Below are 25,415 nucleotides of genomic sequence, written 5' to 3'. Positions count from 1 at the left end.
ATGAGTGGCAACTTCCTCGCCCTTGCGCAGCCGGGCGTGCAACAACTCTCGCCTTACGTTCCAGGCAAGCCTGTGGATGAGCTGGCGCGTGAGTTGAATCTCGACCCGGCCAGCATTGTAAAGCTGGCCAGTAACGAAAACCCGCTGGGCCCAAGCCCCAAGGTATTGGCGGCGATTCGTGATGCGCTGGCCGAGCTGACGCGTTATCCGGATGGCAATGGTTTTGCCCTCAAGTCTTTGCTGGCCGAAAAGTGCCGCGTTGAGCTGAACCAGGTAACGCTGGGTAACGGTTCCAACGACATTCTTGAGTTGGTCGGGCGTGCTTACCTGGCACCCGGCTTGAATGCGGTGTTCAGCGACCACGCATTTGCGGTGTATCCGATCGTGACCCAGGCCGTCGGCGCCGATGCACGGGTTATTCCAGCCAAAGCGTGGGGGCATGACCTGCCAGCCATGCTGGCGGCGATTGACGCCCAGACCCGCGTGGTGTTTATCGCCAACCCGAACAACCCGACCGGCACCTGGTTTGATGCGCAAGCACTCAACGACTTCCTGCAAGACGTGCCGGAGCACGTGCTGGTGGTGCTGGACGAGGCCTACATCGAGTACGCCGAAGGTGGCGACCTGCCGGATGGCCTGGATTTTCTGGCGGCGTACCCAAACCTGCTGGTCTCGCGCACGTTCTCAAAGGCGTACGGCCTGGCGTCGCTGCGGGTCGGCTACGGCTTGTCGACGGCGGTGGTTGCCGACGTGCTGAACCGCGTGCGCCAACCGTTCAACGTCAACAGCCTCGCCCTCGCGGCGGCCTGTGCGGCGGTGCAGGATACCGACTACCTGGCAGAAAGCCGTCGCATCAACCAAAGCGGCATGCTGCAGCTGCAGGAAGGCTTGCGTGAGTTGGGCCTGGGCTGGATTCCTTCCAGGGGCAACTTTATTTGCGCCGATCTCGGTCAAGTGGCTGCGCCGGTGTTTCAGGGTTTGCTGCGCGAAGGCGTGATCGTGCGCCCGGTGGCCAATTACGGCATGCCCAACCATCTGCGTATCACCATCGGCTTGCCGGCCGAGAATGCACGCTTCCTGGAGGCACTGGCCAAGGTTCTGGCTCGTGGTTGATGTCACTGCATTGCAACCTGCTGTGCCTATGATCGGTCGCCTGGTGGTGGTCGGTCTGGGGTTGATCGGCGGCTCCTTCGCCAAGGGCCTGCGTGAAAGCGGGCTGTGTGGCGAAGTGGTAGGTGTCGACCTGGACCCGCAATCGCGCAGGCTGGCGGTGGAGTTGGGGGTGGTCGATCGCTGTGAAGCAGACCTCGCGCTCGCGTGCCAGGGTGCGGATGTGATCCAGCTCGCCGTGCCGATTCTGGCGATGGAGAAGTTGCTCGCGCTGCTCGCCGGTATGGACTTGGGGCAGGCGATTCTGACGGACGTCGGCAGTGCCAAGGGTAATGTAGTGCGCGCGGCGCAACAGGCGTTTGGGGGTATGCCCGCGCGTTTTGTGCCGGGCCATCCGATTGCCGGCTCCGAGCAGAGCGGGGTAGAGGCGTCCAACGCGCAGTTGTTCCGTCGGCATAAGGTGATTTTGACCCCGCTTGCACAAACCGACCCTGCAGCCTTGGCGGTGGTGGATCGTCTGTGGCGCGAGTTGGGCGCGGATGTCGAGCATATGCAGGTCGAGCGCCACGACGAAGTGTTGGCGGCGACCAGCCATTTGCCGCATCTGTTGGCCTTTGGTCTGGTGGACTCTTTGGCCAAGCGCAACGAGAACCTCGATATTTTCCGCTACGCCGCCGGTGGCTTCCGCGATTTCACGCGCATTGCCGGCAGCGATCCGGTGATGTGGCACGACATCTTCCTCGCCAATCGCGAGGCGGTATTGCGCACCCTGGACACCTTCCGCAGTGACCTCGACGCTTTGCGCGACGCGGTTGATGCGGGTGATGGCCATCAATTATTGGGCGTGTTCACCCGTGCGCGGGTGGCGCGCGAGCATTTCAGCAAGATCCTGGCGCGCCGGGCCTATGTGGAAACTGCAGTGAACACCGATAAGCTGACCTTTATTGCCAACCCGGGTGGCGCTTGAGCGGGCGTATTCGGGTGCCGGGTGACAAGTCGATCTCTCATCGCTCGATCATGCTCGGCTCGCTGGCTGATGGCGTGACCGAGATCGACGGTTTCCTCGAAGGCGAAGATGCGCTGGCGACCCTGCAGGCGTTCCGCGACATGGGCGTGGTGATTGAAGGCCCGCACCATGGGCGCGTGACTATTCATGGCGTGGGCCTGCATGGCTTGAGGCCAGCGCCGGGGCCGATCTATTTGGGTAATTCCGGTACGTCGATGCGCCTGCTCTGCGGCGTGCTGGCGGCGCAACGCTTCGACAGTGTGCTGACCGGTGATGCATCGCTGTCCAGGCGCCCGATGAGCCGCGTGGCCGAGCCATTACGGGAAATGGGTGCAGTCATCGACACCGCGCCGCACGGGCGTCCGCCGCTGACCATTCGCGGTGGTCAGGCGCTGAAAGGCCTGACCTATGCGCTGCCGATGGCCAGCGCTCAGGTCAAATCCTGCCTGTTGCTGGCGGGGCTGTACGCCGAGGGTACAACCGCGGTCACCGAACCTGCGCCGACCCGTGACCACACCGAGCGAATGCTCCGCGGCTTCGGCTATCCGGTGCAGGTACAGGGTGCTACGGCATCAGTGGAATCAGGCCATGTATTGAGCGCAACGCGTATCGAGGTGCCAGGGGATATTTCTTCTTCGGCGTTTTTCCTCGTGGCGGCGTCGATTGCCGAGGGTTCCGAGCTGGTGCTGGAACATGTCGGTATCAACCCGACGCGCACCGGAGTAATCGATATTCTGCGGTTGATGGGTGCCGACATCACCCTGCAAAACCCGCGCGAAGTCGGCGGTGAGCCGGTTGCTGATCTGCGTGTGCGCGCCGCTGCGCTGCGAGGCATCGAGATTCCCGAGGCCTTGGTGCCGTTGGCGATTGATGAATTTCCGGTGCTGTTTATTGCGGCGGCGTGTGCTGAAGGGCGCACGGTGTTGCGCGGTGCCGCAGAGCTACGGGTCAAAGAGTCTGACCGCATCCAGGTTATGGCCGACGGTCTGCTGGCGCTGGGCGTGAAGTGTGAACCGACGCCCGATGGGATTATCATTGACGGTGGCCCGATCAGCGGCGGCGACGTGCACGCTCATGGCGATCACCGGGTTGCCATGGCGTTCAGCGTGGCTTCCCTGCGGGCGGCGGCGCCTGTTCGTATTCGTGACTGCGCCAATGTCGCTACATCTTTTCCGAATTTTCTTACACTGTGTGCCGACGTCGGCATCCGTGTTGCCCAAGAGGCTCAATTGTGAATATCAAAGCACCGGTGATTACCATCGACGGGCCAAGCGGCTCGGGCAAAGGCACGATCGCCGGCATCCTGGCCAAGCGCCTCGGCTGGTGCCTGCTGGATTCCGGCGCGCTGTATCGCTTGTTGGCGTTTGCCGCACGCAACCACGGCGTCGACCTGACCAACGAAGAATCCCTGAAGCTGCTGGCAGCGCACCTGGATGTGCAGTTTGTCGGCGCGACGGAAGGTCATCCGCAACGCATCATCCTCGAAGGCGACGATGTGACCGATGATCTGCGTAACGAGCAAGTCGGCTCCTGGGCTTCCCAAGTGGCCGCGCTACCGGCCGTGCGCGACGCCTTGCTGCAGCGCCAGCGGGCGTTTCAGGAGCCGCCGGGCCTGGTGGCCGATGGCCGCGATATGGGCACTGTGGTATTTCCCGAAGCGCCGCTGAAGATTTTCCTGACTGCCAGTGCCGAGGAGCGTGCGCGTCGCCGTTACTTGCAGTTGAAGGGCAAAGTCGATGGTGTTAGTCTGTCGAGTCTGCTAGATGAGATCCGTGCACGCGATGAGCGTGATACCCAGCGCGCGGTAGCCCCGCTTAAGCCGGCGGCTGACGCTATTCAGCTGGATTCCACGGAGTTGTCCATCGAGCAGGTGCTGGAACGCATCTTGAGTGAAATCGCCATTCGCGATATTGCCGGGTGACCAAGAAGGCTGCAGGGGACCAGTCATAGTCCTGCGGTGCTTCTTCTAATTGAAACTAACCCACACCGTCTGGGGTGTGGAGATGGGCGTATTCTTCGCCCTTATCAACAGGAATTAAAATGAGCGAAAGCTTTGCGGAACTCTTTGAAGAAAGCCTAAAAACCCTGAACCTTCAGGCAGGCTCCATCATCACCGGTGTTATCGTTGATATCGATTACCAAGCTCGCTGGGTAACCGTTCACGCTGGTCTGAAGTCTGAAGCTCTGATCCCGCTGGAACAGTTCTACAACGATGCTGGCGACCTGACTATCAATGTCGGTGACGAAGTTCACGTTGCTCTGGACTCGGTTGAAGACGGTTTCGGTGAAACCAAGCTGTCCCGTGAAAAAGCCAAGCGCGCTGAATGCTGGATTGTTCTCGAAGCAGCCTTCGCAGCTGAAGAAGTGGTCAAGGGCGTTATCAACGGTAAGGTTAAAGGCGGCTTCACTGTCGACGTTAACGGCATCCGTGCGTTCCTGCCAGGTTCTTTGGTCGACGTTCGTCCTGTGCGCGACACCACGCACCTGGAAGGCAAAGAACTCGAATTCAAGGTCATCAAGCTCGATCAGAAACGCAACAACGTTGTCGTTTCCCGTCGCAGCGTCCTGGAAGCAGAGAACTCCGCCGAGCGTGAAGCTCTGCTGGAATCCCTGCAGGAAGGCCAACAAGTCAAAGGTATCGTCAAGAACCTCACCGATTACGGCGCATTCGTCGATCTGGGTGGCGTCGATGGCCTGCTGCACATTACCGACATGGCTTGGAAACGTATCAAGCATCCTTCCGAAATCGTCAACGTTGGCGACGAGATCGATGTAAAGGTTCTGAAGTACGATCGTGAGCGTAACCGCGTTTCCCTGGGCTTGAAGCAGCTGGGCGAAGATCCATGGGTTGCTATCAAAGCGCGTTACCCAGAAAGCACTCGCGTTACCGCGCGTGTTACCAACCTGACCGACTACGGCTGCTTCGCTGAGCTGGAAGAAGGCGTGGAAGGCCTGGTACACGTTTCCGAAATGGACTGGACCAACAAGAACATCCACCCTTCGAAAGTCGTACAAGTCGGCGACGAAGTGGAAGTTATGGTTCTGGACATCGACGAAGAGCGTCGTCGTATCTCCCTCGGCATCAAACAGTGCAAATCTAACCCATGGGAAGATTTCTCTGGCCAGTTCAACAAGGGCGATAAAATCTCCGGCACCATCAAGTCGATCACCGATTTCGGTATCTTCATTGGTCTGGACGGCGGCATCGACGGCCTGGTTCACCTGTCCGACATCTCCTGGAACGAAGTTGGCGAAGAAGCTGTTCGTCGTTTCAAGAAGGGCGACGAGCTGGACACCGTTATCCTGTCGGTTGACCCAGAGCGCGAGCGCATCTCCCTGGGTATCAAGCAACTGGAAAGCGATCCGTTCTCCGAGTACGTTCAAGAGAACGACAAAGGCGCAATCGTTAAAGGCACTGTGAAAGAAGTTGACGCCAAAGGCGCCATCATCGTTCTGGCCGACGATATCGAAGCGACTCTGAAAGCCTCCGAAATCAGCCGTGACCGCGTTGAAGACGCGCGCAACGTTCTGAAAGAAGGCCAGGAAGTAGAAGCCAAGATCATCAGCGTTGACCGCAAGAGCCGCGTGATCCAACTCTCCATCAAGTCGAAAGACGAGATCGAAGAGAAAGAAGCTATTCAGAGCCTGCGCGACAAGCCAGCTACCTCTGACATCGCTTCGGGTCCGACCACTCTGGGCGACCTGCTGCGTGCACAAATGGAAAAACAGAACTAAGTTCTGTCAGACCATAGAAAAAGGGCGACTTCGGTCGCCCTTTTTTGTGCCTGAAATTTGGTGCTGGTTGCCAATAAGGCGTAACGATCTGCTCTGGCGCGCTATGGCTGTGCTGGTAAGGTGTGCGTGGTTATGGGCTCTATGTGGCGGTATTCTCTCTTTTGGCTGTCCTGCGGCCTTACATGCGAGCAAGGCGCGGGTGCGCGCCCAGCCGTGGTTCGCGGAGCTGCGTCCTAACGCTTTGAATATAAGTCAATACTCGGGCTGTTCAAAATCCTCCGGCCATGCTAAAACCTCGGAAGCGCTTTTCCTAGCTGCTTGAAAAAGAAGGGAAAAATATGACGAAGTCGGAGTTGATCGAACGAATTGTCACCCATCAAGGGCTGCTCTCATCGAAAGATGTTGAGTTGGCCATCAAGACCATGCTTGAACAGATGTCGCAGTGCCTGGCTACCGGTGATCGTATCGAGATTCGCGGGTTTGGTAGTTTTTCACTGCATTATCGTGCGCCGCGTGTTGGCCGTAACCCAAAAACGGGTCAGTCCGTCAGCCTCGACGGTAAATTTGTACCCCACTTCAAGCCGGGCAAAGAGTTGCGTGATCGAGTGAACGAAGACGAGGAAGAAAACGTCTGAGAGTGACTGGTTTTGAGGGAGAGATGATTATGCGTGGGGTTAAGCGCGTTTTTGCAGTGTTGATTGTGTTGGTTATCGCGTTCGCGGTTTTGGCGTTCGTGCTGGAAAACCAGCAACACACAGCTTTGTCGTTTATTGGGTGGGCTACACCGTCCTTGCCTGTTTCGCTGTTTGTGGTGTTGGCGCTGATCATTGGTCTGCTAGTGGGGCCTGCGCTTGTGTTGCTGAGCGGCCTAAAAAGTAGTCGGCGCCTGAAGCACAGGGCTTAGCATCCGGCCATTTCGATTGGCCCGTATCGTAAGGTGCCCGCTCATCCGTTCGTCGGGCAACTTGGCGTACTGACGATCAATTTGATCGAAGACTCCTCTCAAAACGCTGGCTGTATGTCATATTTGCGCGTATCGGAAATTTCCTTATAGGCGTAAGGAAATACCCTACATACTTGTCAAGACTTGTAATGTAGGCGATAGATGGCAAAATGCTCGGCATTCTCGATAACAGGCATTTTTGTGTGTTCCTGACCTAGCAGAGACGCCGGGTTGTGAGCGGTATTCACATAATTATAAATAAAGACCGCAAATCGTCTGCATAACGAGCCCGCAGTTTCTCCTTGAAGGCAGGTTTTTGTTGTGAGTAGTAATTTCCGAGCGCCATCGGTGCCCCCGTCCGACGAAATCGACCTCGTCGCGCTTTTTCAATCCGTCTTGCAGCAAAAAAAGCTCATCGCACTTTTCGCCGCTGGCGCTGTGTTGGTGGCCGGCATTTACGCGTTTTCGGTGACCCCGGAATATCAGGTAAGCAGCGTTTTGCGTCCTGCCGCTATCAATGAGCTGGATGCGTTGAATCGGTCCGAGCTTTATAAGCTGTCTTCCGGGGAGGCGCTTTTAAAAGTGGGCGCGGCGCTGGAGTCGTACGAGACGCGCTTGGGGTTTTTTCGCGAGAATCAACAATTGTTCAAGAGCTTTGTTCGTCCAGGGCGCAGCCTTGAGCAAAGTTTCGAAGCGTTTAATCAAAACTCGATCAAGCTCGTAATGCCCGACGCAAAGACGTCTAACTCTATCAGCGCTTTCATCAGGCTAGAGATGAATTATCCGCAAGGCGTTGATGGCGTTGCAATTCTTAACAATTTCGTGGGCTATGCCATCGCGTCTGAGCGTAAGCAAATTGCGGCTGACTTGACTGTCATCATACAAAATAGGCTCAATGAAATATCCGGTAAGCTCGACGCCGCACGGGCCAATTATCTCAATACCAAGGAAGCCAAGATCGCTTCTTTGCAAGAAGTAGACAGCCTCCGGCGTGCTCAATTGACGGACGAACTGAAAGCGCTTCGTGAGCAGCTGAAAATCCAACGGGCTGACCGCATCGCTCAATTAAATGAGGCGATAGGCATCGCCAAATCGTTGGGCATAGAAAAACCTTCCTCGCCGACATCGTTGGGCGAGTCGCGCCGTGAAAGCGGTAGCATCATGCGAACAGAGATAAACAATCAGCAAATCCCGCTCTACTTTATGGGGGTTGAAGCGCTTCAAGCTGAGCGCGCGGCGTTGTTGGCGCGCAAGTCAGATGACTTTACTGAAGGGCGTATCGCTCAAATTGCCAAAGAGCTGCAGTTGCTCAAGGCCAACCGTGAAGTCGAAGTGCTGGGCCAGCGTAAAAATGAAGATATTTTTCTCGCGGGTGTAGAGCCGCTGCGTGCTGAAGTCGTACGGTTGAAGTTTTTCAACACAAATATGGATGAGCTCAAGCTCGCCGTTGTAGATCAGCAGGCTTTACAGCCACTGCGTCCAGTCAAACCGAGAAAATTGCTGATCCTTTTGATCGGTTTGATCGCAGGTCTTGCGCTAGGTGGTGCAGTGGCGGTCGCCCGCAGTTTGCTGCGGCGCGGCCGGTTTTTTTTACCTCTGAGCCTGCGCTCGCGAAGGATAAAGCCACGCCGGCGCTGGCAAACAAGCCTTAGGTCGCTTTGAGCATTTTCCAGCCTCGCTCACCTTTCGTAGCGTGAGCGAATTATCAGATGGCTAATCAGGTAATCTCTTTCAAGCGAGATCAACATATTCCGGCGCTGATACTGCTTCAGGCGCCCGGAACTGTGAATGGCTGAGAAGCTCCAATCGTCGGGTGGTTTGCTCAAGTTTTGCTTTATTGATCGTCAGGTTTTTTGACGGTTTGCCAGGGTTGAGGGTTTTGATACGGTGCCCCGACGGGAGCAGTGAAATTTTGCCCGTTGCGTCGTGATGAGTTGAGAAATGGAGTTGTGTCGGATGGGTCTTACGTTGAAGCCAATTATCTCTTCAGGGGTCCCTGAATCTGCACGTGCGCTATTTTGGGAGGTTTTTTTTGCTTCCCGAGGGCGAGGTATCGACCTGGCTACCCATTTTCCGTGGCTGGCGTGCGACGAAAGTGTGTTCTGCATTGAATTCATCAACCCTGAAGCGGAGAACGAAACGCTTGCCGCCCTGGTCGTAAGGTCTCTGGATAATGGTTCAGGCAACGCTATCGGGCTGGTAGGGCTCGTGTGTGTCGCCGAGCAGTGGCGTGGAAAAGGCTTGGCTTCACGTTTAATGGCCCGCGCTGTCGAGTTTGCCGAGAGCGAAAATTTGGCCGCCTTGGTGCTCTGGACGCAAAAACCGGAGGTTTACGTTAACCAAGGATTCGTCACCGACCAGGAAGATCGCTTCGGTTCTGTCGAATGCGCGCTCGATCAGCCTGTCAAACTTGCGTACACGACCCACGATTGGCCTGATTCAGCCAGTCGTTCGACCCGCGGTCTGCCGCCGTTTGCGGTGAGTGGGCAAGTGATCTCGAGTGAAAAGGCGCGACTTGTTGTGCTGGCGTCACACAACGGCCTCACCGTCGCAGAGTGGGACGGGCACAGCAAAGATGTCATCGAACTGATGATGGCGTGCCTGCCGGCTCGGTGGTCTCTTAATAGTGCTCAAGATGACCCTTTGATAGCTGAATTGGAAAAAAGTGGATTGGCGCTCAACTTGCAGCCAGCCGCCGTCAGAATGGTTAAATATTTAAGTGGCCGCACGGCGGTTAAGCTTCCGAACATCAAATTTCTTGATCGGGTCTGAAAAATGTCAACTACAACGTCACCGCTACCTCTCGTGAAAGTCGCAATGCCGCCCCGCGATATTCTGCTCCCTGCGTTGGAGTCGGTACTCTACAGCGGCATGATTTCTGAAGGGGAACATGTCTATCGTTTTGAAGATGTATTTGCTGAAACCTTCAAACTGAAAAATGTATTGGCAACCAGCAGCGGCACTGCGGCGCTTCATTTGTCGATGCTGTTGGCGGGCGTAGGTGCAGGTGATGAAGTCATCACCACCTCCATGACGGCAGAGCCGACCAATACGACTATTTTGCAAATGGGCGCGACGCCAGTATTTGCAGATGTTGAGCGCACGACCGGTAACCTTTGCCCTGACGCTGTAGAAGCAGCAGTCACCAAAAAAACCAAGGCCATCTGCGTTGTGCATTACGCCGGTTACCCTGCGCGTCTCCAAGAGCTCAGAGCTATTGCGGATCGACACAATATCTCGCTGATTGAAGATTGCGCCCACGCCTTGGGTGCTGAGTATGGCGGCGAGCCTGTTGGCTCGATGGCCGACTACGCGATTTATTCATTTCAAGCCATTAAGCATATGACCACTGTAGATGGTGGGATGCTGGTAATGAAAGACCCTGCGCAAATGGCAGAGGCGCGCAAGCTGCGTTGGTTTGGCCTGGCGAAAGGCGTGCCGCGTACCGAAGTCGATATTACGACGGTAGGCTACAAATACAACATGCATAACGTCGCTGCCGTGATTGGGTTAAAGCAACTCGAAGGCATTTCGCCGTTGTTGAAAAAGCATCACGATAACGGGCGTTATTTTGATCAGGCATTAACCGGCATAGCAGGTATTGCGCCGGCGACTGTCGAGGCGCAAGCCAAACCGGCCTACTGGCTGTACACGCTGTTGGCAGATGATTCGGACGACATTGAGAAACTGTTAGCCGCCAATGGCGTGATGGCATCGAAACTCCACCGCCCCAACCATTTTCACTCGGTGTTTAAACCGTTTGCAGGCGCGATGCCCGGCCTGGACGATTTCTACAAGCGCTTGGTGCATATCCCATGTGGCTGGTGGGTGTCTGATGAAGATCGCGAGCGGATCGTCCATGTCCTCAAACGTGGTTGAGCGGAGCGCATCTGATGTCTGAAGTCATCCCTCTGTATGGCGTCGTCAGCCTGCCTGAAATGGAAGCGGTAGCGCTGGACATACTGCGCTCCGGGAGGATCGCTGGAGGCGAGTGGGTACCGAAGTTTGAGGAAAGCCTGAAACAACTCACCGGCCTGCCGCATGTTGTATCAACCGTCGATATGACCAGTGCGTTGTTTCTGGCTTTGCATCTGTCGGGGGTTGAGGAAGGTGATGAGGTGCTGACCACGGCCTTTGCATGCCTCTCAACCAACTCCGCCATTGCACAACACAAGGCGCTGCCCGTTTGGGTGGATGTGAGCCCTGGCACCGTGTCTATGGACCTCGCCGACCTGGAGTCGAAGATCACTGGAAAAACCAAAGCGGTGATCGTGTATCACGTTGCCGGCTATCCCGGACCGGCGAAAGAAATTAGCGAGTTGTGCAAAAAGCACAACATTGCGTTGATTGAAGACTGTGACAACGCATTGCTTGCCGAGCACGATGGCGTGCCGGTGGGTTCGCATGGGGATTTTGCGATTTACTCGTTTTATCCGAACCGGCAAATCAATACCACTGAAGGCGGTGCATTGGCTTGCCGCAGTGAGTCAATGGCTACCAAAGCGCGCCAGTTAAGGCGTTTTGGTATTGACTTCACCACCTTCAGAAGCAAGAGCGGTGAAATCAGCCCGGCCTCGGACATACCCGAGATTGGTTGGGGTATGACCCTGAATAACTTGTGTTCAGCGCTGGGCTGCGCGCAAATTCCGACCCTGCATGCCAGGCAAGAACGTACGGTCAGGAATGTGCAAACCCTGCGTTCGCTGTTGTCCGGCGTAGACGGTATAACGCCCGTTGCAGTGTCGCAGTTCAGTAAGCCTGCGTACTGGGTGTTCTTGTTGTTTGTCGATAACCGAGAGCACGTACTCAGTGAGTTAAAGCGCAAGGGTGTAATGGCCTCTATCGTGCACCAGCGCAATGACATCTACAGCGGCTTCAGTGCGCAGGCCTGTGCGTTGCCCCATACCGATTATTTGCAGGCCAATGTTATCGGCGTGCCGTGCGGTTGGTGGCTGGAAGAGGATGATGTGATACAGGTCGCAAGCGCGTTGAAAGAAGCCGTCGGCGTTACAGTCATTAATCACGTCGACAGCGGCGCATGAACTGGCGCGTGCCTGCGATTGGGCGAATGTTAATGCTGTACGCGGGGAGGTCTTCCAGCTTGCTGGTGGCTTTCCTTTTTTTACCGTGGTACAGCCGATTACTGGGCAGCGCACAGTTCGGCGTCGTGGCAGTTATTCTGTCGCTTCAAGCACTTCTGGTCATGATGGATTTGGGTATGTCGACCCTGACCGGGAGGGAGGTTTCCGTTGCGTCCGACGACAGTCGTTCTCTGCGCACCTTGCTGCAAACAGCCGAACTAAGCCTTTCGGGCTTTTACGCGATTCTATTAGGCGTGGCAGTCGTGCTGAAGCTCGCCTACTTTGGTGATTCAGCCTCCTGGCTAGTGGTGATCGGCGCGGTCGTATTGTTTTGGCTGCTGGTCATGCAAAACCTCTACTACTGCAGTTTGATCGCGTGGCGAAAATACACCTTGGGCAGTGGTATCCAGATAGTCGGCGTGGCCGTTCGTGCGGGTGTAACAGCCGCTGCGCTTATGTATATAGCCGCGACGCTTGAAGTGTTCATCATCACTCAGTTGCTGGTCACCGCTGTGCACTGGTGGTGCTCACGGTTTGCTGTAATGCGGAAGATTTCTGCCCACAACACGCCGGCAGTCGACGAAAAGCGGCCGACACTTAAAGATGCAATAGCACTGACCAAGACGGGTGGGGCGCTGGTTTTATTCTCCGCTGCAGGCGCTGCGGTGACGCAGTTGGATAAGCCCATCATATCCATATTCGCCTCCGCCAGCAGTGTAACGCCGTACTATTTGGCAAGCCTGTTATGCATGACGCCAATTTCTATTCTGGCAGGGCCCGTCAGTCAGTATTTTCAGCCGATACTCTTGCGCGAGGCGGCGCAGGGGATACTGGGTCAAGCACAGAAGACAGTGAAGCGCTTTGTGCTGTCGGTTTTTTTCGTCACGGCGTTGCCCACCTTCATACTGTGGTGGTTCCGCGCACCCATTATCGAGCTGTGGGTTGGACCCAGTGAAAGTAACCGCTTGATCGCAAGCTATATCGCGATATTGCTCCCTGGACTGGCCATTGGCGCGTTCGGTTTTATCCCTTATAGTTTGCTGATTTTTTCCAAGGATTATCGTTTTCAAGCAGCGATGTCTGCCTGCCTGACAGCAGTGACGCTGGTGTTGGCGACGGTCGCTGCCGTTGAGAAGAATATCGAAGCCGTCTGTTACGCCTACTCGGCCTACCACATTGCTTCGACCGTGGTTTCGTGGATCAGGGCGTCAAGGCTCCCTGAGGTCGGTTCCTACGCAAAAAGCGCGGCGCTACTGATGTCGGTGTTGATTGTCGCATCTGTCTCGGTGTTTGGCGTCGCGCTATATATATTTATTTAATAGGTGGATTCAACGATGTTTGATAATAAAGTTTTGATGATTACGGGCGGTACCGGTTCTTTTGGTAACACCGTACTGAACAGATTTTTGAACACCGATGTTAAAGAAATCATCGTCTTCAGCCGTGATGAAAAAAAACAGGAAGACATGCGGATTGCGTTAAACAATCCCAAAGTCAAGTTTCATATCGGTGATGTCAGAAATTATGAAAGTATTAATCGCGCCATGGCCGGTGTTGACTATGTTTTTCACGCGGCGGCACTGAAGCAAGTACCGTCCTGCGAGTTTTACCCAATGGAAGCGGTTCTGACAAACGTCACCGGCACCGAAAACGTACTGAACGCCGCGATTGATAATAACGTAAAGCGTGTGGTGCTCCTGAGTACCGATAAAGCCGTGTACCCGATCAACGCCATGGGTATTTCAAAGGCCATGGGCGAGAAGATTCTGATCGCCAAGTCGCGTACCGTTCGCGAAGGCGGCCCGGTCTTTTGCGCGACCCGCTACGGCAACGTGATGGCTTCGCGTGGCTCGGTCATTCCGCTGTTCGTCGATAAAATCAAAGCCGGTGTTCCACTGACCGTTACTGATCCGAACATGACCCGCTTTTTGATGAGCCTGGAAGACTCGGTCGACTTGGTACTGCATGCTTTCGAGCATGGCGAACAGGGCGATATCTTCGTGCAGAAAGCACCGGCCAGCACCATCGGTGACCTGACTGTCGCATTGAAAGAGTTGTTCGCCAGTGAAGCGGTGGTCAATATCATTGGTACGCGCCACGGTGAAAAACTGTACGAGTCGCTGGTGTCTCGCGAAGAAATGGCGAAGGCCAAGGACATGGGCCGGTACTACCGTATTCCTGCAGATAACCGTGATTTGAACTACGACAAGTTCATCATTGAAGGGCAGCCTGAAGCAAACGCGATTGACGATTACACCTCTCACAATACCGAGCTGTTGACGGTCGAGCAGATCAAGCAGCTGCTGCTGACGCTGACCTATATTCAACAGAATATCGGTTAATCAGCATGACCTTGTTAAGCGTGATTATACCCACTCACAACCGCGCCAAGTACGCGGTGCAGTCCATCAGGTCGATTTTAGAATTGTCGTCTGATATTCAAGTGGTGGTGTGCGACTCCAGCCCGGTTGATGAGATCTCTGGCCACTTCGTGGACAGTTACTCATCCGCGCGTTTAAAGTTAATCAGGTCGGGCCAGGGCATCAGCGTGGTCGATAACTTTAATCTCGGGCTCGAGGCAGCGGAGGGCGAGTACCTGGTGTTCATCGGGGATGACGACTTCGTTGGTAAAGAGGTTGTGCAGGTCGCTGAGTGGGCGCGAGGCAAAAAAATTGATTCTGTGAAATTCAATTTTCCGGCCTTGTATTACTGGGATGACTTTAAGCACTCCACTCAAGGCGATGCTTATTCCGCGACCCTGCACATCACGCCCTTTGACGGCTCGGTAACACCTCACGACTTGAAAGCATCCATGCGCCACGCGCTGGATAACTTTGGTGGTGGCGTTTTTGATATGCCCCGGGCGTATGCCGGTATGATCTCGGCGGATTTGGCACGCCGGATCAAACTGAAGTACGGTCACGTATTTGGCGGTGTAAGCCCTGATATATACAGCTCTTTTCTTATTGCCAATGAATCGAATGCCTGCGTACTGGTAGATTATCCGGTTATTATACCGGGCGCGTCAGGCATGAGTACCTCTGGGCAAAGCAGTTCAGGCGGGCATTACGGAAAGCTCAGGGACAACGCTCATATTGCCCCGTTTAAAAATTTGATATGGGATGAACGTATCCCGGAATTTTATTCGGTGCCGACCGTGTGGTCCTATTCGCTGTTGAAAGCTGTTGAAAAAGTAGAAGCGTCTGACGGCCTCGACATACAGCCAAATTTTGGCCGCGTGCTGGTAAAGTGTTTCGTGTATTTTCCGCGCTCCTATAAAGAAACGTTTAGTTCTTTTCGGCACACTGCATCACGCTATGGTTACGCAAAGCTCATCACTCAAGTGGTTGGCGCTGTGTGGGCGGAATTTATGTGGGTGTTGTCACGCGTTTCTACAAAGCTGTTTAAGTCCAAAGCAACAACTGATAGCTCAGTCTTGAAAGGGCTTGGAACGACGTACAGCGCCAGTCAGGGCTTGCAACAGTTTTTAACTGATTGCCCTGCAAAACTTAAGCTCCCCGCATGACGGGAGCGTGCGAAGGGTAAGGCGTTAGTGTTGATTTTTTAATGAGACTGGCGCCGTTTACCGTAAAAAAACAGCAAGAGGCGTGTGGTTTAGCGTTAAATTTTTAAAGATGTATCTCAATAGTTAACGCGGTTAGGTGAATAGGTTTTTAATGGAATTTTATGTTTCGAGTACCTTGTTTTTTGTGATAGCGAGTTTGTTTGGTAGCTACACAAGGTGGCCGCGTACATTTTTTTTCATAGGCCTGCTCCCGATGATCTTGATCGCGTTGCTGAGAGGTAATGTCGGTATTGATACGGCTGTCTATTTGCAAGAAATACAACGCATCGCGGAGGCCGGCGAGTACACGCGTACGTTTGAGCCTTTGTTTGAAGGGCTGATTCTGTTCTTTTCCAGCTTCCTGGACTCTCCAAGAGCTGTATTGGCCGTGTTAGGCGCACTCACGACGGCTTTTTTGGTGATGGGTGCGACGCAGAAAAACCAATCGCTGCTGTTCTTTTGCGCCTTTATTATTCCCGTTTATTATTTTGACATGGTCATGAACGGGGTCCGCTATGGACTGTCGTTTGCGATCGTTTTTTGGGCGTTGATTTACTTAAGGGACGGCAAAGAGAAACGCTTCATCGCCTGGGTGGTGGTGGCCAGCCTGATTCAAAGTTCGGGCGGGCTGCTCGGCCTTATGTTGTATGTCCTGCACAGTCGGCGCTGGAGGGTGTTGATTGGTTGCTCGATTCTGTTCGCGGTGGGGTTTGTCGGCGCCTACCCGTATTTCATGGCTAAGCTTCAGAATTACTCCGAGATTTATACGGCGTCTATTTTTTCTGGGCTGTCGACTTTAATCGTCACCGTGGCGGCGCTTTTCATCTGGATGCTTGACCCCGGCACCCGAAAAAACACTTTCTCGGCCTGTTGTATTTTGCTCGGTGTCGCATGCTTGATGTTCGGCGTTGCGCAATTTTCATACGCAGGCTTGAGATTTTTGCAGTTAGTCAGCTTCGCGACGTTTCTCTATTTCATCATTTCGATGTCGAGCAATCGCGTCACGCTTTCCAACGTGTCCACCGCAGCGTTGTTGGGGATAGCGGTTATTGCATTCATTCTAAAAATGAAGAATTTCGCGGACAGCCTTAATGAAGGTCCATCGCCCTTTGTGCCTTACCTGTTTTTTTGGGAGTGAATCTTATGCCTGAGGCGATGTGCTCAATCATTGTCCCTGTGTTCAATGTGCGCGAATTTTTGCAGCGGTGTTTGCTGAGTTTGAAAGCGCAGACGTATAAAAATATCGAGATAATCATCGTTGACGACGGTTCCACCGACGGCTCGATGACGTTCTGCAAAGAATTTTTTGCGCACGACCAAAACGTCAAGTTTTTAGAACAGGTCAACAGCGGGCAAGGCGTGGCGCGCAATTTGGGTGTGAGCGTCGCCTCGGGGGAGTACATTGTTTTTGTTGACGCAGACGACTGGATTGATAAAGACCTGTGCTCAGACTTAGTCTCGCGCATGAACGAGGGGCTGTTGGATTTCATTAATTTTGGTCTTGATTTTGTCACGCAAGACGAGAAGGTTGTTCATGACATCAGCCGTTTCCGCTTTGAAACCTTGTCGGGAGATGCAATCTTCAAGGCCGCGATGTTAGATGATGCGGTGTTATCCAGCCCCGTCAACAAGATGTACCGTCGTTCATTTTTGCAGGAACACGCTATCGAGTTTCCAGCCGTCCGCGCCTGTGAAGACATGTATTTTTCCAGAGCCGTGTCTTTTTTCTCATCGAAGACAGCGTTTGTTTCCAAAGTTTATTACCACGCCTTAATTAGAAATAACAGCACCAGCCGGTCTATCAGTGGCGTGTTTTTTAATGCGCTGATAGAGGTCATCCGATTGGAGTCTGTGTTTCTCGAACACAATGGCGTGGCGCAAAAATACCATCACTTATTCCTTGCTCATGTGTCCAAGCAAATTGCCCATGCGTTAGTGCTCGCCGCTTTCCGTATGCCGGTGTATTCGGAGTACGAACACGTGGTGGTCAGGCTAATGGGGTTGCCCGAGATGAAGTCAGCCAATAGCCAGGACGTGCAGGCATTGCTTGGGGTTAAACACAAGGTGGTGTTGAGACTTGCCAAGTCTCCACGAATGCTGCGTTTAATGGCTAACACCTTAAAGCTTGTCAACTATTCTCCTTACTGATTTATAGGTTAAATACTGTGCTGAAAGTGTATGGTTTTAGAGGGCTCTTGAAGCTGCTCTGTGACGTGTTGTACAGCAGGCTGTTTTATCCGGGCGCGCGTATTGTGCGACGTCCGTTTTATATGCGCGGTGCGCGGCATGTGGCCATCGGTAAGGGTTTTACCACGGGCGTAGGCTGCAGAATTGACGCGTTCCCCGAACAGGCCGGCACGTGCATCCACATTGGTAACGATGTACAGATCAATGATTACGTGCACCTGGGCAGTGTTGAGTCGATCAAGATCGGCGACAGGGTGTTGATCGCGAGCAAGGTTTTTATCAGTGACCATAACCACGGTGTCTATAAAGGCAGCGACGCCCATTCCTCGCCGTTTGAGAGCCCCATCGAGCGCAAGCTTGTGTCGGCACCTATTGTGATTGAGGAGGATGTGTGGCTCGGTGAGTTCGTGTGTGTGCTGCCGGGTGTGACCATCGGGCGGGGCAGCATTATCGGTGCGATGTCGGTGGTGACGCGCAACATTCCGCCAATGTGCATTGCGGTGGGGTCGCCGGCTAAAGTGATAAAAACCTATGACGTTGCCAGTTCATCGTGGGTGGCGGTATGAGCGCAGTGAGCGCTGCACCAAGCAAGCCGCGCGTGGCAGTGTTAATGGCGGCCTACAACGGTACTCAATGGCTGCAAGAGCAGGTTGACTCGATTCTTGGTCAGCAAGGTGTCGACGTTACGTTGTTTGTGAGTGTGGATATATCGTCAGATAACACCGAGCAATGGGTGACTGCACTCAGTGAGGCTGACGCACGCGTTGTTCCGCTGCCGTATGGCCTTAAGTTTGGCGGGGCGGCGAAAAACTTCTTTCGCTTGATTCGTGATGTTGATTTCAGTGGTTATGATTATATTTCCTTCGCCGATCAAGACGATATTTGGGTCGCCGACAAACTCATATCAGCGCATCAAACACTTTCCAATACCCGCTTTTCAGCTTACTCGGGTAACGTCACAGCGTTTTGGCCTGACGGCCGCCAGGTCATCCTGAATAAGGCACAAGCCCAACAAAAGTATGACTTCATCTTTGAGGCCGCAGGCCCAGGCTGTAGTTATGTGTTGAAGGTGGCAGAGGCGAGTGCTTTCAAACAGTTTTTGGTGGATAACTGGTCCGCAGCGAATAATGTTTCTCTACATGATTGGTTGATGTACGCCTGGTTTCGCGCCCAGGGCCTGGCGTGGTACATCGACCCTTGCCCGAAGATACTGTATCGTCAACATGCTAATAATCAGGTAGGCGCCAATGAGGGCGTCAAAGCGCTTATGGCTCGCCTCTCCTTGATGCGTTCTGGTTGGTACAGAGCTGAAATAGCCAAAATTACCCAGCTGTTGTCGGCAGACTTGCCGACACTGCCTGCCGAGTTAAAGACTTCCGGGAAAGTTCCATTAAGTTTCCTGGTGAAAAACTTCAATTGCACGCGGCGTCGACTTCGTGATCGTTTTCTTTTAGCGATCGTGATCATTTTCGGAATTTATTAGTGCGAGGGCTACGCTGATGAACAGCGTATTTGTAACGGGTGCGTCGGGTTTTGTTGGCCGGGCATTAGTCGAGCGGTTAGTCGCCGACAACATTCCCTGCGTGGCGGCGGTACGACGACACGTTGATTCAATTCCTGCGTCTGTTAAAACGGTCAATTTTGACTCGCTGGACGAGTCGTTTGACTGGTCGACGGCGCTGGTTGGCCAAGCCGTTGTGGTTCATTGCGCGGCGCGCGTGCATGTAATGAACGATACCGTGGCCGACCCGCTTGCCGAGTTCCGTAAAGTCAACGTTGGCGGCACCCTGCACCTCGCGGCACAAGCTGCGGCGGCAGGCGTGAAGCGGTTCGTGTTTGTCAGTTCGATTAAAGTCAATGGCGACGGCACTCAGCCGGGCAGTCCTTACACGGCTGACGATGTGCCTGGCCCCACCGACCCCTATGGCGTGTCGAAGAGGGAGGCCGAAGACGGGCTGCGTGCCCTGGCTGAAAAGACCGGCATGGAGGTCGTCATTATTCGTCCGGTGCTGGTATACGGCCCCGGCGTTAAGGCCAACTTCCTCAGTATGATGCGTTGGTTGGATAAGGGTGTTCCCTTACCGTTTGGCGCTATTGCTAACAGCCGCAGCCTGGTCGCCATTGATAATCTGGTTGATTTGATCGTGACGTGTATTACGCACCCGGCGGCGGCGAATCAGACCTTTTTAGCCAGTGATGGGCAGGATTTATCCACCACAGGCCTGCTGACTAAAATGGCCGAAGCGTTGAATAAACGGGCTTATCTTCTTCCCGTGCCGGGTTTTATGTTGAAGTTGCTGCTGCGGCTGTCGGAAAAAAAGACCTGTCGCAGCGACTATTGGGTTCGTTGCAGGTCGATATCGCCAAGACCAAGGCGGTTCTGCAGTGGCAGCCGCCGGTGTCGGTTGACGCGGCGCTTAGAGCCACGGCTTTACATTATTTGGAACGTAAAAATCAATGATCTACTGGTCTCTGGCTATCGTCGTTGTTCTGCTGTCGCTCGTGCTGACAGGCGCGTTAAGACGTTACGCTTTGTCGAGAAGCATTATGGACATCCCCAACGCCAGGAGCTCGCATTCGGTTGCGACCCCGCGTGGAGGAGGCGTTGCGATCGTACTGGCGTTTCTTTTGTGTTTGCCGGTACTCGGTTACGCCAACCTGGTTCCACTGCAGGTACTGATTGGCCTGGGTTGCGCGGCCGCATTGATCGCGATTATCGGGTTTATGGATGATCATGGTCATATCGCGGCACGTTGGCGCTTGCTCGGTCACTTCTGTGCGGCGGCGTGGGCGCTTTTTTGGTTGGGTGGGCTGCCGCCGCTTCAGCTGATGGGCGTCAGCATTGATTTTGGCTGGATTGGGCACATCCTGGCGGCGTTCTATCTGGTCTGGATGCTTAACCTCTATAACTTTATGGACGGCATTGATGGTATCGCCAGCGTCGAAGCTATTTGTGCCTGTCTTGGGGCTTGTTTAGTCTACTGGCTTGTCGGCCTGCCCCAGCTGATCTGGCTGCCGTTTTTACTGGCCATGGCGGTGACAGGTTTTCTGTTTTGGAACTTCCCGCCCGCACGAATTTTCATGGGCGACGCCGGCAGCGGGTTTCTAGGTCTTGTGCTGGGCGTTATCTCGATTCAGGCGGCGTGGACGTCTTCACAGCTATTTTGGTCCTGGTTGATCCTGCTCGGGGTGTTTGTAGTCGATGCAACCTACACGTTGATCCGTCGCCTGATGCGTGGTGACAAGGTTTACGAGGCTCATCGCAGTCATGCCTATCAATACGCTTCGCGGCGTTTTGGGCGCCATCGCCCGGTCACATTGGCTGTGGTGGTAATCAACGTGGCTTGGCTGCTGCCTTGGGCGATCGCTGCGGCTGTCTATCAGGTTGACGGCCTTGTGTGCCTGTTGCTGGCCTACCTGCCGCTGGTAGCGTTGGCGGTGAAGTTTCATGCGGGTAAGCTTGAGAGCGCTGATTAGCAGCACGGTGATATTTTCAGTCAAAAACCGCCGAGAACCGTACAATGAGGGCTGGCGCTTAATTAGCAGGAGCAGTCTGGGTGGACGAAGGGGTTATGGAGAAATTACGGGCAATGCTTGTGGGCCTGCCGCGGCGTCAGAAACGCCTTATTCAGGTATCCACTGACGTATTTGTCGTGTGGGCGGCGTTGTGGCTGGCATTTGTCGTGAGGCTTGGCATCGATGACATGGTCGATCCGCTGCGTGACCATTTGTGGCTGTTCCTTGCCGCACCGATAGTTGCGATTCCCTTGTTCATTCGTTTCGGAATGTACAGGGCGGTCATGCGCTATTTCGGCAACGATGCTTTAATTGCGATTATCAAAGCCGTCAGCCTGTCGTCTCTGATCTTGGGTGTACTGGTGTATTGGTACAGCAATCACCAGACGGTTGTTCCGCGCTCGATTATTTTCAATTACTGGTGGCTCAGCCTGATCATGGTCGGCGGCCTGCGCCTGGCGATGCGTCAGTATTTCCTCCGTGACTGGTTTGCGGCGGTTCAGCATGTGCCCTTCACCAGCCGTGAAGACGGCCTGCCACGTGTCGCCATCTATGGCGCCGGTGCGGCGGGTAACCAACTGGTTGCCGCGCTGCGCATGGGGCGCGTGATGCGCCCGGTAGCCTTTATTGACGATGACACGAGTATTTCCGACCGTGTGATCTCCGGTTTGCAGGTGTACAAACCCAAGCACATCCAGCGCATGATCGACATAACCGGTGCCCAAGAGATTCTGTTGGCATTGCCCTCTTCAAACCGGGCGCGTCGTCGCGAAATTCTCGGCTTTCTGGAGGTTTTCCCGCTGCACGTCAGAAGCGTTCCCGGCTTCATGGACTTGGCCAGCGGGCGTGTGAAGGTTGACGATATTCAGGAAGTCGACATTGCCGACCTCTTGGGCCGCGACGCCGTACCGGCGCAGCACGAACTGCTTGAGCATTGCATCAAGGGCCAGAGCGTCCTCGTGACCGGCGCTGGCGGTTCCATTGGTTCCGAGCTTTGCCGGCAGATCCTGTCGCTGGGCCCGACCACGCTGTTATTGTTCGAACACAGTGAGTTCAATCTCTACAGTATTCTGTCTGAACTCGAGCAGTTCGTGGTACGAGAGTCGTTGCCTGTGAAGGTGTTGCCGATCCTGGGGTCTGTGCGCAACAAGGCCAAGCTCCTGGACGTGATGAAAACCTGGCATGTTGATACCGTTTATCATGCGGCGGCCTATAAGCACGTACCGATGGTCGAGCACAACATTGCCGAAGGCATCTTGAACAATGTGATCGGCACGCTGAATACAGCCCAGGCTGCGCTTCAAGTGGGTGTCGCGAACTTTGTATTGATTTCAACCGACAAAGCCGTTCGCCCGACCAACGTGATGGGCAGTACAAAACGCTTGGCCGAGCTGACGCTTCAGTCGCTCAGTCGCGAACTCGCCCCGGTGTTATTCGGCGAAAATTCCAACGTTTCGCACGTTAACAAGACCCGTTTCACGATGGTGCGTTTTGGCAATGTGCTGGGTTCTTCCGGTTCTGTGATTCCGCTTTTTCACAAGCAGATCAAGTCCGGTGGGCCGCTGACGGTGACCCACCCGAAGATCACGCGGTACTTCATGACCATTCCCGAGGCGGCCCAGTTGGTGATTCAGGCGGGTTCCATGGGCAGGGGCGGTGATGTGTTCGTGCTGGACATGGGCGAACCGGTAAAGATCGTCGAACTGGCTGAGAAGATGATTCACCTTTCCGGCTTTAGCGTGCGCTCTGAAAAGAACCCGCATGGCGATATTTCCATCGAGTTCTCCGGCTTGCGCCCGGGTGAAAAGCTTTACGAAGAATTGTTGATCGGTGACAACGTGGTGGCGACGCAACACCCGATGATCATGAGCGCCAACGAAGACTACCTGCCGTGGGATGTGCTTAAAGCCAAGTTGACAGAGTTACTCGCCGCGGTGGATCAGGATGATTACACGCTTGTTCGCCAACTCCTGCGTGACACCGTGAGTGGCTACGCACCTGATGGCGAAATCGTCGACTGGATTTACCAGCAACGTCGCCTGGAACCCTGAATGCGTCTGTACTAATCAACGTCTATTAGAACGTTGATGTGAAAAAAAAGGCCGACATTGATCGGCCTTTTTTTTTGACGCAAAACGCGCTGTTGAATCGAATTTCGTAAAAATACCGGCCGTAAAAGCTTCGCCAAATCGTGTTCGGGTATGATTGAACAATCGACTTTGAAGGAAATCATTGATGAAAAATTGGGCCGTTGCGTTGTTGTTGGGTGCCGTTCCTTCCGTGGTAGTTGCCGACGCTATCCCTGAAGTTACCGACCACCATGTAAATATCGTCACCGATGACGCTGTGGACAAGCCAAGTTCCTTGCGCGTGGTCAAGGATACGCACGGCGTATCTGATGCGGTGTTTGCGTACCACAATGCGATTGGCCCGCTTGCGTCCGGCTACGGTTTTCACGCGTTGGACGAAGGTGACGGTGGGGCAGGTGGTGGCGCGATAGGCGGTGCAACGACCAGGACGACTACGGCGGATGCGATCGTCGGCAACCGACGTGCTACCGGCCCCGGTAACGGCGTGATTGGGACTCGTTGGGAAAATGGTGACGGGTCGGGCGTTTATGGCCTGATGCGCGGTACAGGCACCGGCAGTGGCGTCACCGGTTACAAAATCCTGACGGGCGACGGCCATGGTGTTTATGGCAAAAACGAGTCAACTGACGGCTCCGGCGTTTATGGTGAGCGCTTGAACGGTGCCGGACCTGGCTATGGCGTGCTGGGTTATGCGAAAGGCGCGGTGAGCATTGATAATGCGTCGGTTGCCGGCCTGAAAAAGTCCGGCGATTGGGGCTATTCGATCCTCGCCGACTCCAGGGGGCGCGACTCGGCACTGAGGGCATTCTCGGCAGCCAACGCAGCCAAAGCCGTGGACTCGCTGACTGACGCGACAAATAACTCGCCTGTATCAAACACCTTCGAGCGCGCCAATGGGGCAATGGGCGTCGTCACGTCTGACTTCGTCTCGGGGGGTGGTTCGCGCACCGCGCCGCTGGTAGTCAGTGAGTCACGCATTGAGCCGAACGCGGCTTCAACAGGCGCCGCGCGGGTGACGGCTATCGATGCGCGGGTAAGTAACGCAGTGACTGGCTCCGATGACGTGCGCGGTGCCAGTTCGACGGTGCTCGCAACCGATGGCAAACAAGCGACGGGCTACCGTGCGATGGTCGACGGTCGAAACGACGCCAACTATGGTGTTTATGCCAACGCAGTCGGCGGCAAGAGTAACTACTCCGGTTATTTTGTGGGCGATGTGCAGGCTGGCCGCGTCATGACCCCAACCGATAGCAAGCTGCAAGAGGTGCACGGTGAAGTGGATTACGCCAAAAGCATGCAGCGTGTCCTGGCCAACAAGATCTATGTGTCTGACCGCTATATCGTGTGGAAAGAAACCGACGCAAAAGGTGTAGTCACCGAGAAACGGCAGAAGATTGCCAGTAACGAAACAGGTAACTTGGCCCAGGATATTCAAAAGACTAACCCGGATGCCGTGGCGGTCAATCCTGATGGTTACCTCTCGGTGTCTGACCGCGAAGAGCTTTATCAACTTAAAGCCGCAGTGATCTATTTAACCCGCCAGCTTAAAGCCAAAGGCATTGATGTAGCGCCACAGTAATCAGCCACGCGTCTTATCCGCTTAATGAACGCATTGTTCATGGCGGATAAGATGACAGCGTGTGACGTGTTTATGATTAAGTGTTTAAAGTATTGAACTCATGTTTTGTAACTTAGCTGTTTTTGACTAATCCATGAAATTGCCTAGATTTGAGAGGCAGCTTCGGAAAGCTGCTTTCTTTTAACGATGTCATGGAGCGTCACCAATGCAAAACACTTACTTGTCCTCGCTAATGTTCGCCTTGCTCACCACGCTCTCCGTCGCCGCTAACGCAGCCCCGGCCATCAAGCCGGAAGCGCCAACACCTATCACTGCTCAAATGAACAAGATCGAGCAGTTTACCAAGGTCAACCTCAACGCCGCCGACGCCGACGTCTTGCGCCGTGACCTCTTCGGTATCGGCGCCGCAAAAGCCAAGGCGATCATCGCCTACCGGGAGAGCAATGGCCCGTTCACGGCGGTGGATGAGTTGTTGGAAGTAAAGGGCATCGGCAAAGCGCTGCTGGAGAAAAATCGCGACAGGCTGATTATTAATTGAGGATGTGAAGTTAGCCCAGAAGGCCGGTCGTTGACCGGCCTTTTGTTTTTCTGAAACCCGAGACG

Annotated in this window: 20 protein-coding genes and 2 pseudogenes; all 22 read left to right on the top strand. The window is 54.4% G+C overall.

Annotated elements, in window-relative coordinates; genetic code table 11:
- The 22 genes and pseudogenes from hisC to F0169_RS20080 all read left to right on the top strand — a co-directional run bounded on the left by hisC (window position 1) and on the right by F0169_RS20080 (window position 25,350).
- Window positions 1–1,113, top strand: a complete 1,113-nt coding sequence (hisC, locus tag F0169_RS20185; protein WP_152747447.1) for a histidinol-phosphate transaminase — start codon at window positions 1–3, stop codon at window positions 1,111–1,113.
- Window positions 1,114–1,141: 28 nt separating this feature from the next.
- Window positions 1,142–3,351 (top strand): annotated as a pseudogene (locus F0169_RS20180) (bifunctional prephenate dehydrogenase/3-phosphoshikimate 1-carboxyvinyltransferase).
- Complete coding sequence (cmk, locus tag F0169_RS20175; protein WP_003172653.1) at window positions 3,348–4,037, top strand: (d)CMP kinase; 690 nt, start codon at window positions 3,348–3,350, stop codon at window positions 4,035–4,037. The pseudogene F0169_RS20180 and the gene cmk overlap by 4 nt, the downstream one beginning before the upstream one ends.
- A 119-nt stretch (window positions 4,038–4,156) precedes the next feature.
- A complete protein-coding gene (gene rpsA, locus F0169_RS20170) occupies window positions 4,157–5,851 on the top strand; it encodes a 30S ribosomal protein S1 (RefSeq protein ID WP_017136102.1) in 1,695 nt (564 codons plus the stop codon).
- Window positions 5,852–6,189: 338 nt separating this feature from the next.
- Window positions 6,190–6,486, top strand: a complete 297-nt coding sequence (ihfB, locus tag F0169_RS20165; RefSeq protein ID WP_017848846.1) for an integration host factor subunit beta — start codon at window positions 6,190–6,192, stop codon at window positions 6,484–6,486.
- A 29-nt stretch (window positions 6,487–6,515) separates the two neighbouring features.
- Entirely contained in the window at window positions 6,516–6,755 is a 240-nt protein-coding gene (locus tag F0169_RS20160; RefSeq protein WP_058412951.1) for a lipopolysaccharide assembly protein LapA domain-containing protein, read from the top strand.
- Window positions 6,756–7,115: 360 nt separating this feature from the next.
- Window positions 7,116–8,456, top strand: coding sequence for a Wzz/FepE/Etk N-terminal domain-containing protein (locus F0169_RS20155; protein WP_172979494.1), 1,341 nt, complete (start codon window positions 7,116–7,118; stop codon window positions 8,454–8,456).
- Between the two features lie 294 nt (window positions 8,457–8,750).
- On the top strand, window positions 8,751–9,566 hold the full coding sequence (locus tag F0169_RS20150; protein WP_172979493.1) for a GNAT family N-acetyltransferase: 816 nt from the start codon (window positions 8,751–8,753) through the stop codon (window positions 9,564–9,566).
- Window positions 9,567–9,611: 45 nt separating this feature from the next.
- On the top strand, window positions 9,612–10,673 hold the full coding sequence (locus tag F0169_RS20145) for a DegT/DnrJ/EryC1/StrS family aminotransferase (RefSeq protein WP_206670181.1): 1,062 nt from the start codon (window positions 9,612–9,614) through the stop codon (window positions 10,671–10,673).
- A 14-nt stretch (window positions 10,674–10,687) separates the two neighbouring features.
- Window positions 10,688–11,836, top strand: coding sequence for a DegT/DnrJ/EryC1/StrS family aminotransferase (locus tag F0169_RS20140; protein WP_152747445.1), 1,149 nt, complete (start codon window positions 10,688–10,690; stop codon window positions 11,834–11,836).
- Window positions 11,833–13,194: a lipopolysaccharide biosynthesis protein gene (locus F0169_RS20135; protein WP_152747444.1), complete on the top strand. Its 1,362-nt coding sequence runs from the start codon at window positions 11,833–11,835 to the stop codon at window positions 13,192–13,194. Before F0169_RS20140 ends, F0169_RS20135 begins: the two co-directional genes overlap by 4 nt.
- Window positions 13,195–13,209: 15 nt before the next feature.
- On the top strand, window positions 13,210–14,217 hold the full coding sequence (locus F0169_RS20130) for a polysaccharide biosynthesis protein (protein ID WP_058412928.1): 1,008 nt from the start codon (window positions 13,210–13,212) through the stop codon (window positions 14,215–14,217).
- A gap of 5 nt (window positions 14,218–14,222) precedes the next feature.
- Window positions 14,223–15,401, top strand: coding sequence for a glycosyltransferase family 2 protein (locus tag F0169_RS20125; RefSeq protein WP_152747443.1), 1,179 nt, complete (start codon window positions 14,223–14,225; stop codon window positions 15,399–15,401).
- Between the two features lie 151 nt (window positions 15,402–15,552).
- Window positions 15,553–16,578, top strand: a complete 1,026-nt coding sequence (locus F0169_RS20120; protein ID WP_152747442.1) for an EpsG family protein — start codon at window positions 15,553–15,555, stop codon at window positions 16,576–16,578.
- Between the two features lie 5 nt (window positions 16,579–16,583).
- On the top strand, window positions 16,584–17,588 hold the full coding sequence (locus F0169_RS20115; RefSeq protein ID WP_152747441.1) for a glycosyltransferase family 2 protein: 1,005 nt from the start codon (window positions 16,584–16,586) through the stop codon (window positions 17,586–17,588).
- A gap of 104 nt (window positions 17,589–17,692) precedes the next feature.
- A complete protein-coding gene (locus tag F0169_RS20110; RefSeq protein WP_241679149.1) occupies window positions 17,693–18,193 on the top strand; it encodes an LbetaH domain-containing protein in 501 nt (166 codons plus the stop codon).
- On the top strand, window positions 18,190–19,110 hold the full coding sequence (locus tag F0169_RS20105) for a glycosyltransferase (RefSeq protein ID WP_152747439.1): 921 nt from the start codon (window positions 18,190–18,192) through the stop codon (window positions 19,108–19,110). The genes F0169_RS20110 and F0169_RS20105 overlap by 4 nt, the downstream gene beginning before the upstream one ends.
- A 13-nt stretch (window positions 19,111–19,123) precedes the next feature.
- Window positions 19,124–20,088: pseudogene (locus tag F0169_RS20100) on the top strand (UDP-glucose 4-epimerase family protein).
- Window positions 20,085–21,104 carry an MraY family glycosyltransferase gene (locus tag F0169_RS20095; protein ID WP_152747438.1) on the top strand — a complete coding sequence of 340 codons (1,020 nt, stop codon included), beginning with the start codon at window positions 20,085–20,087 and terminating at the stop codon, window positions 21,102–21,104. The pseudogene F0169_RS20100 and the gene F0169_RS20095 overlap by 4 nt, the downstream one beginning before the upstream one ends.
- 95 nt (window positions 21,105–21,199) lie before the next feature.
- Window positions 21,200–23,194, top strand: coding sequence for a polysaccharide biosynthesis protein (locus tag F0169_RS20090; protein WP_152747456.1), 1,995 nt, complete (start codon window positions 21,200–21,202; stop codon window positions 23,192–23,194).
- 184 nt (window positions 23,195–23,378) lie between these two features.
- Window positions 23,379–24,812 (top strand): hypothetical protein, encoded by a 1,434-nt coding sequence (locus tag F0169_RS20085; protein ID WP_152747437.1) that lies wholly within the window; start codon window positions 23,379–23,381, stop codon window positions 24,810–24,812.
- Window positions 24,813–25,017: 205 nt separating this feature from the next.
- Entirely contained in the window at window positions 25,018–25,350 is a 333-nt protein-coding gene (locus F0169_RS20080) for a helix-hairpin-helix domain-containing protein (protein WP_152747436.1), read from the top strand.
- Window positions 25,351–25,415: the final 65 nt, after the last annotated feature.

Origin of the sequence: Pseudomonas kitaguniensis, assembly GCF_009296165.1 — a bacterium.
GTDB lineage: Bacteria > Pseudomonadota > Gammaproteobacteria > Pseudomonadales > Pseudomonadaceae > Aquipseudomonas > Aquipseudomonas kitaguniensis.
The sequence above is the reverse complement of the archived record's forward strand: the minus strand, read 5'-3'. Positions and strand labels throughout refer to the sequence as shown.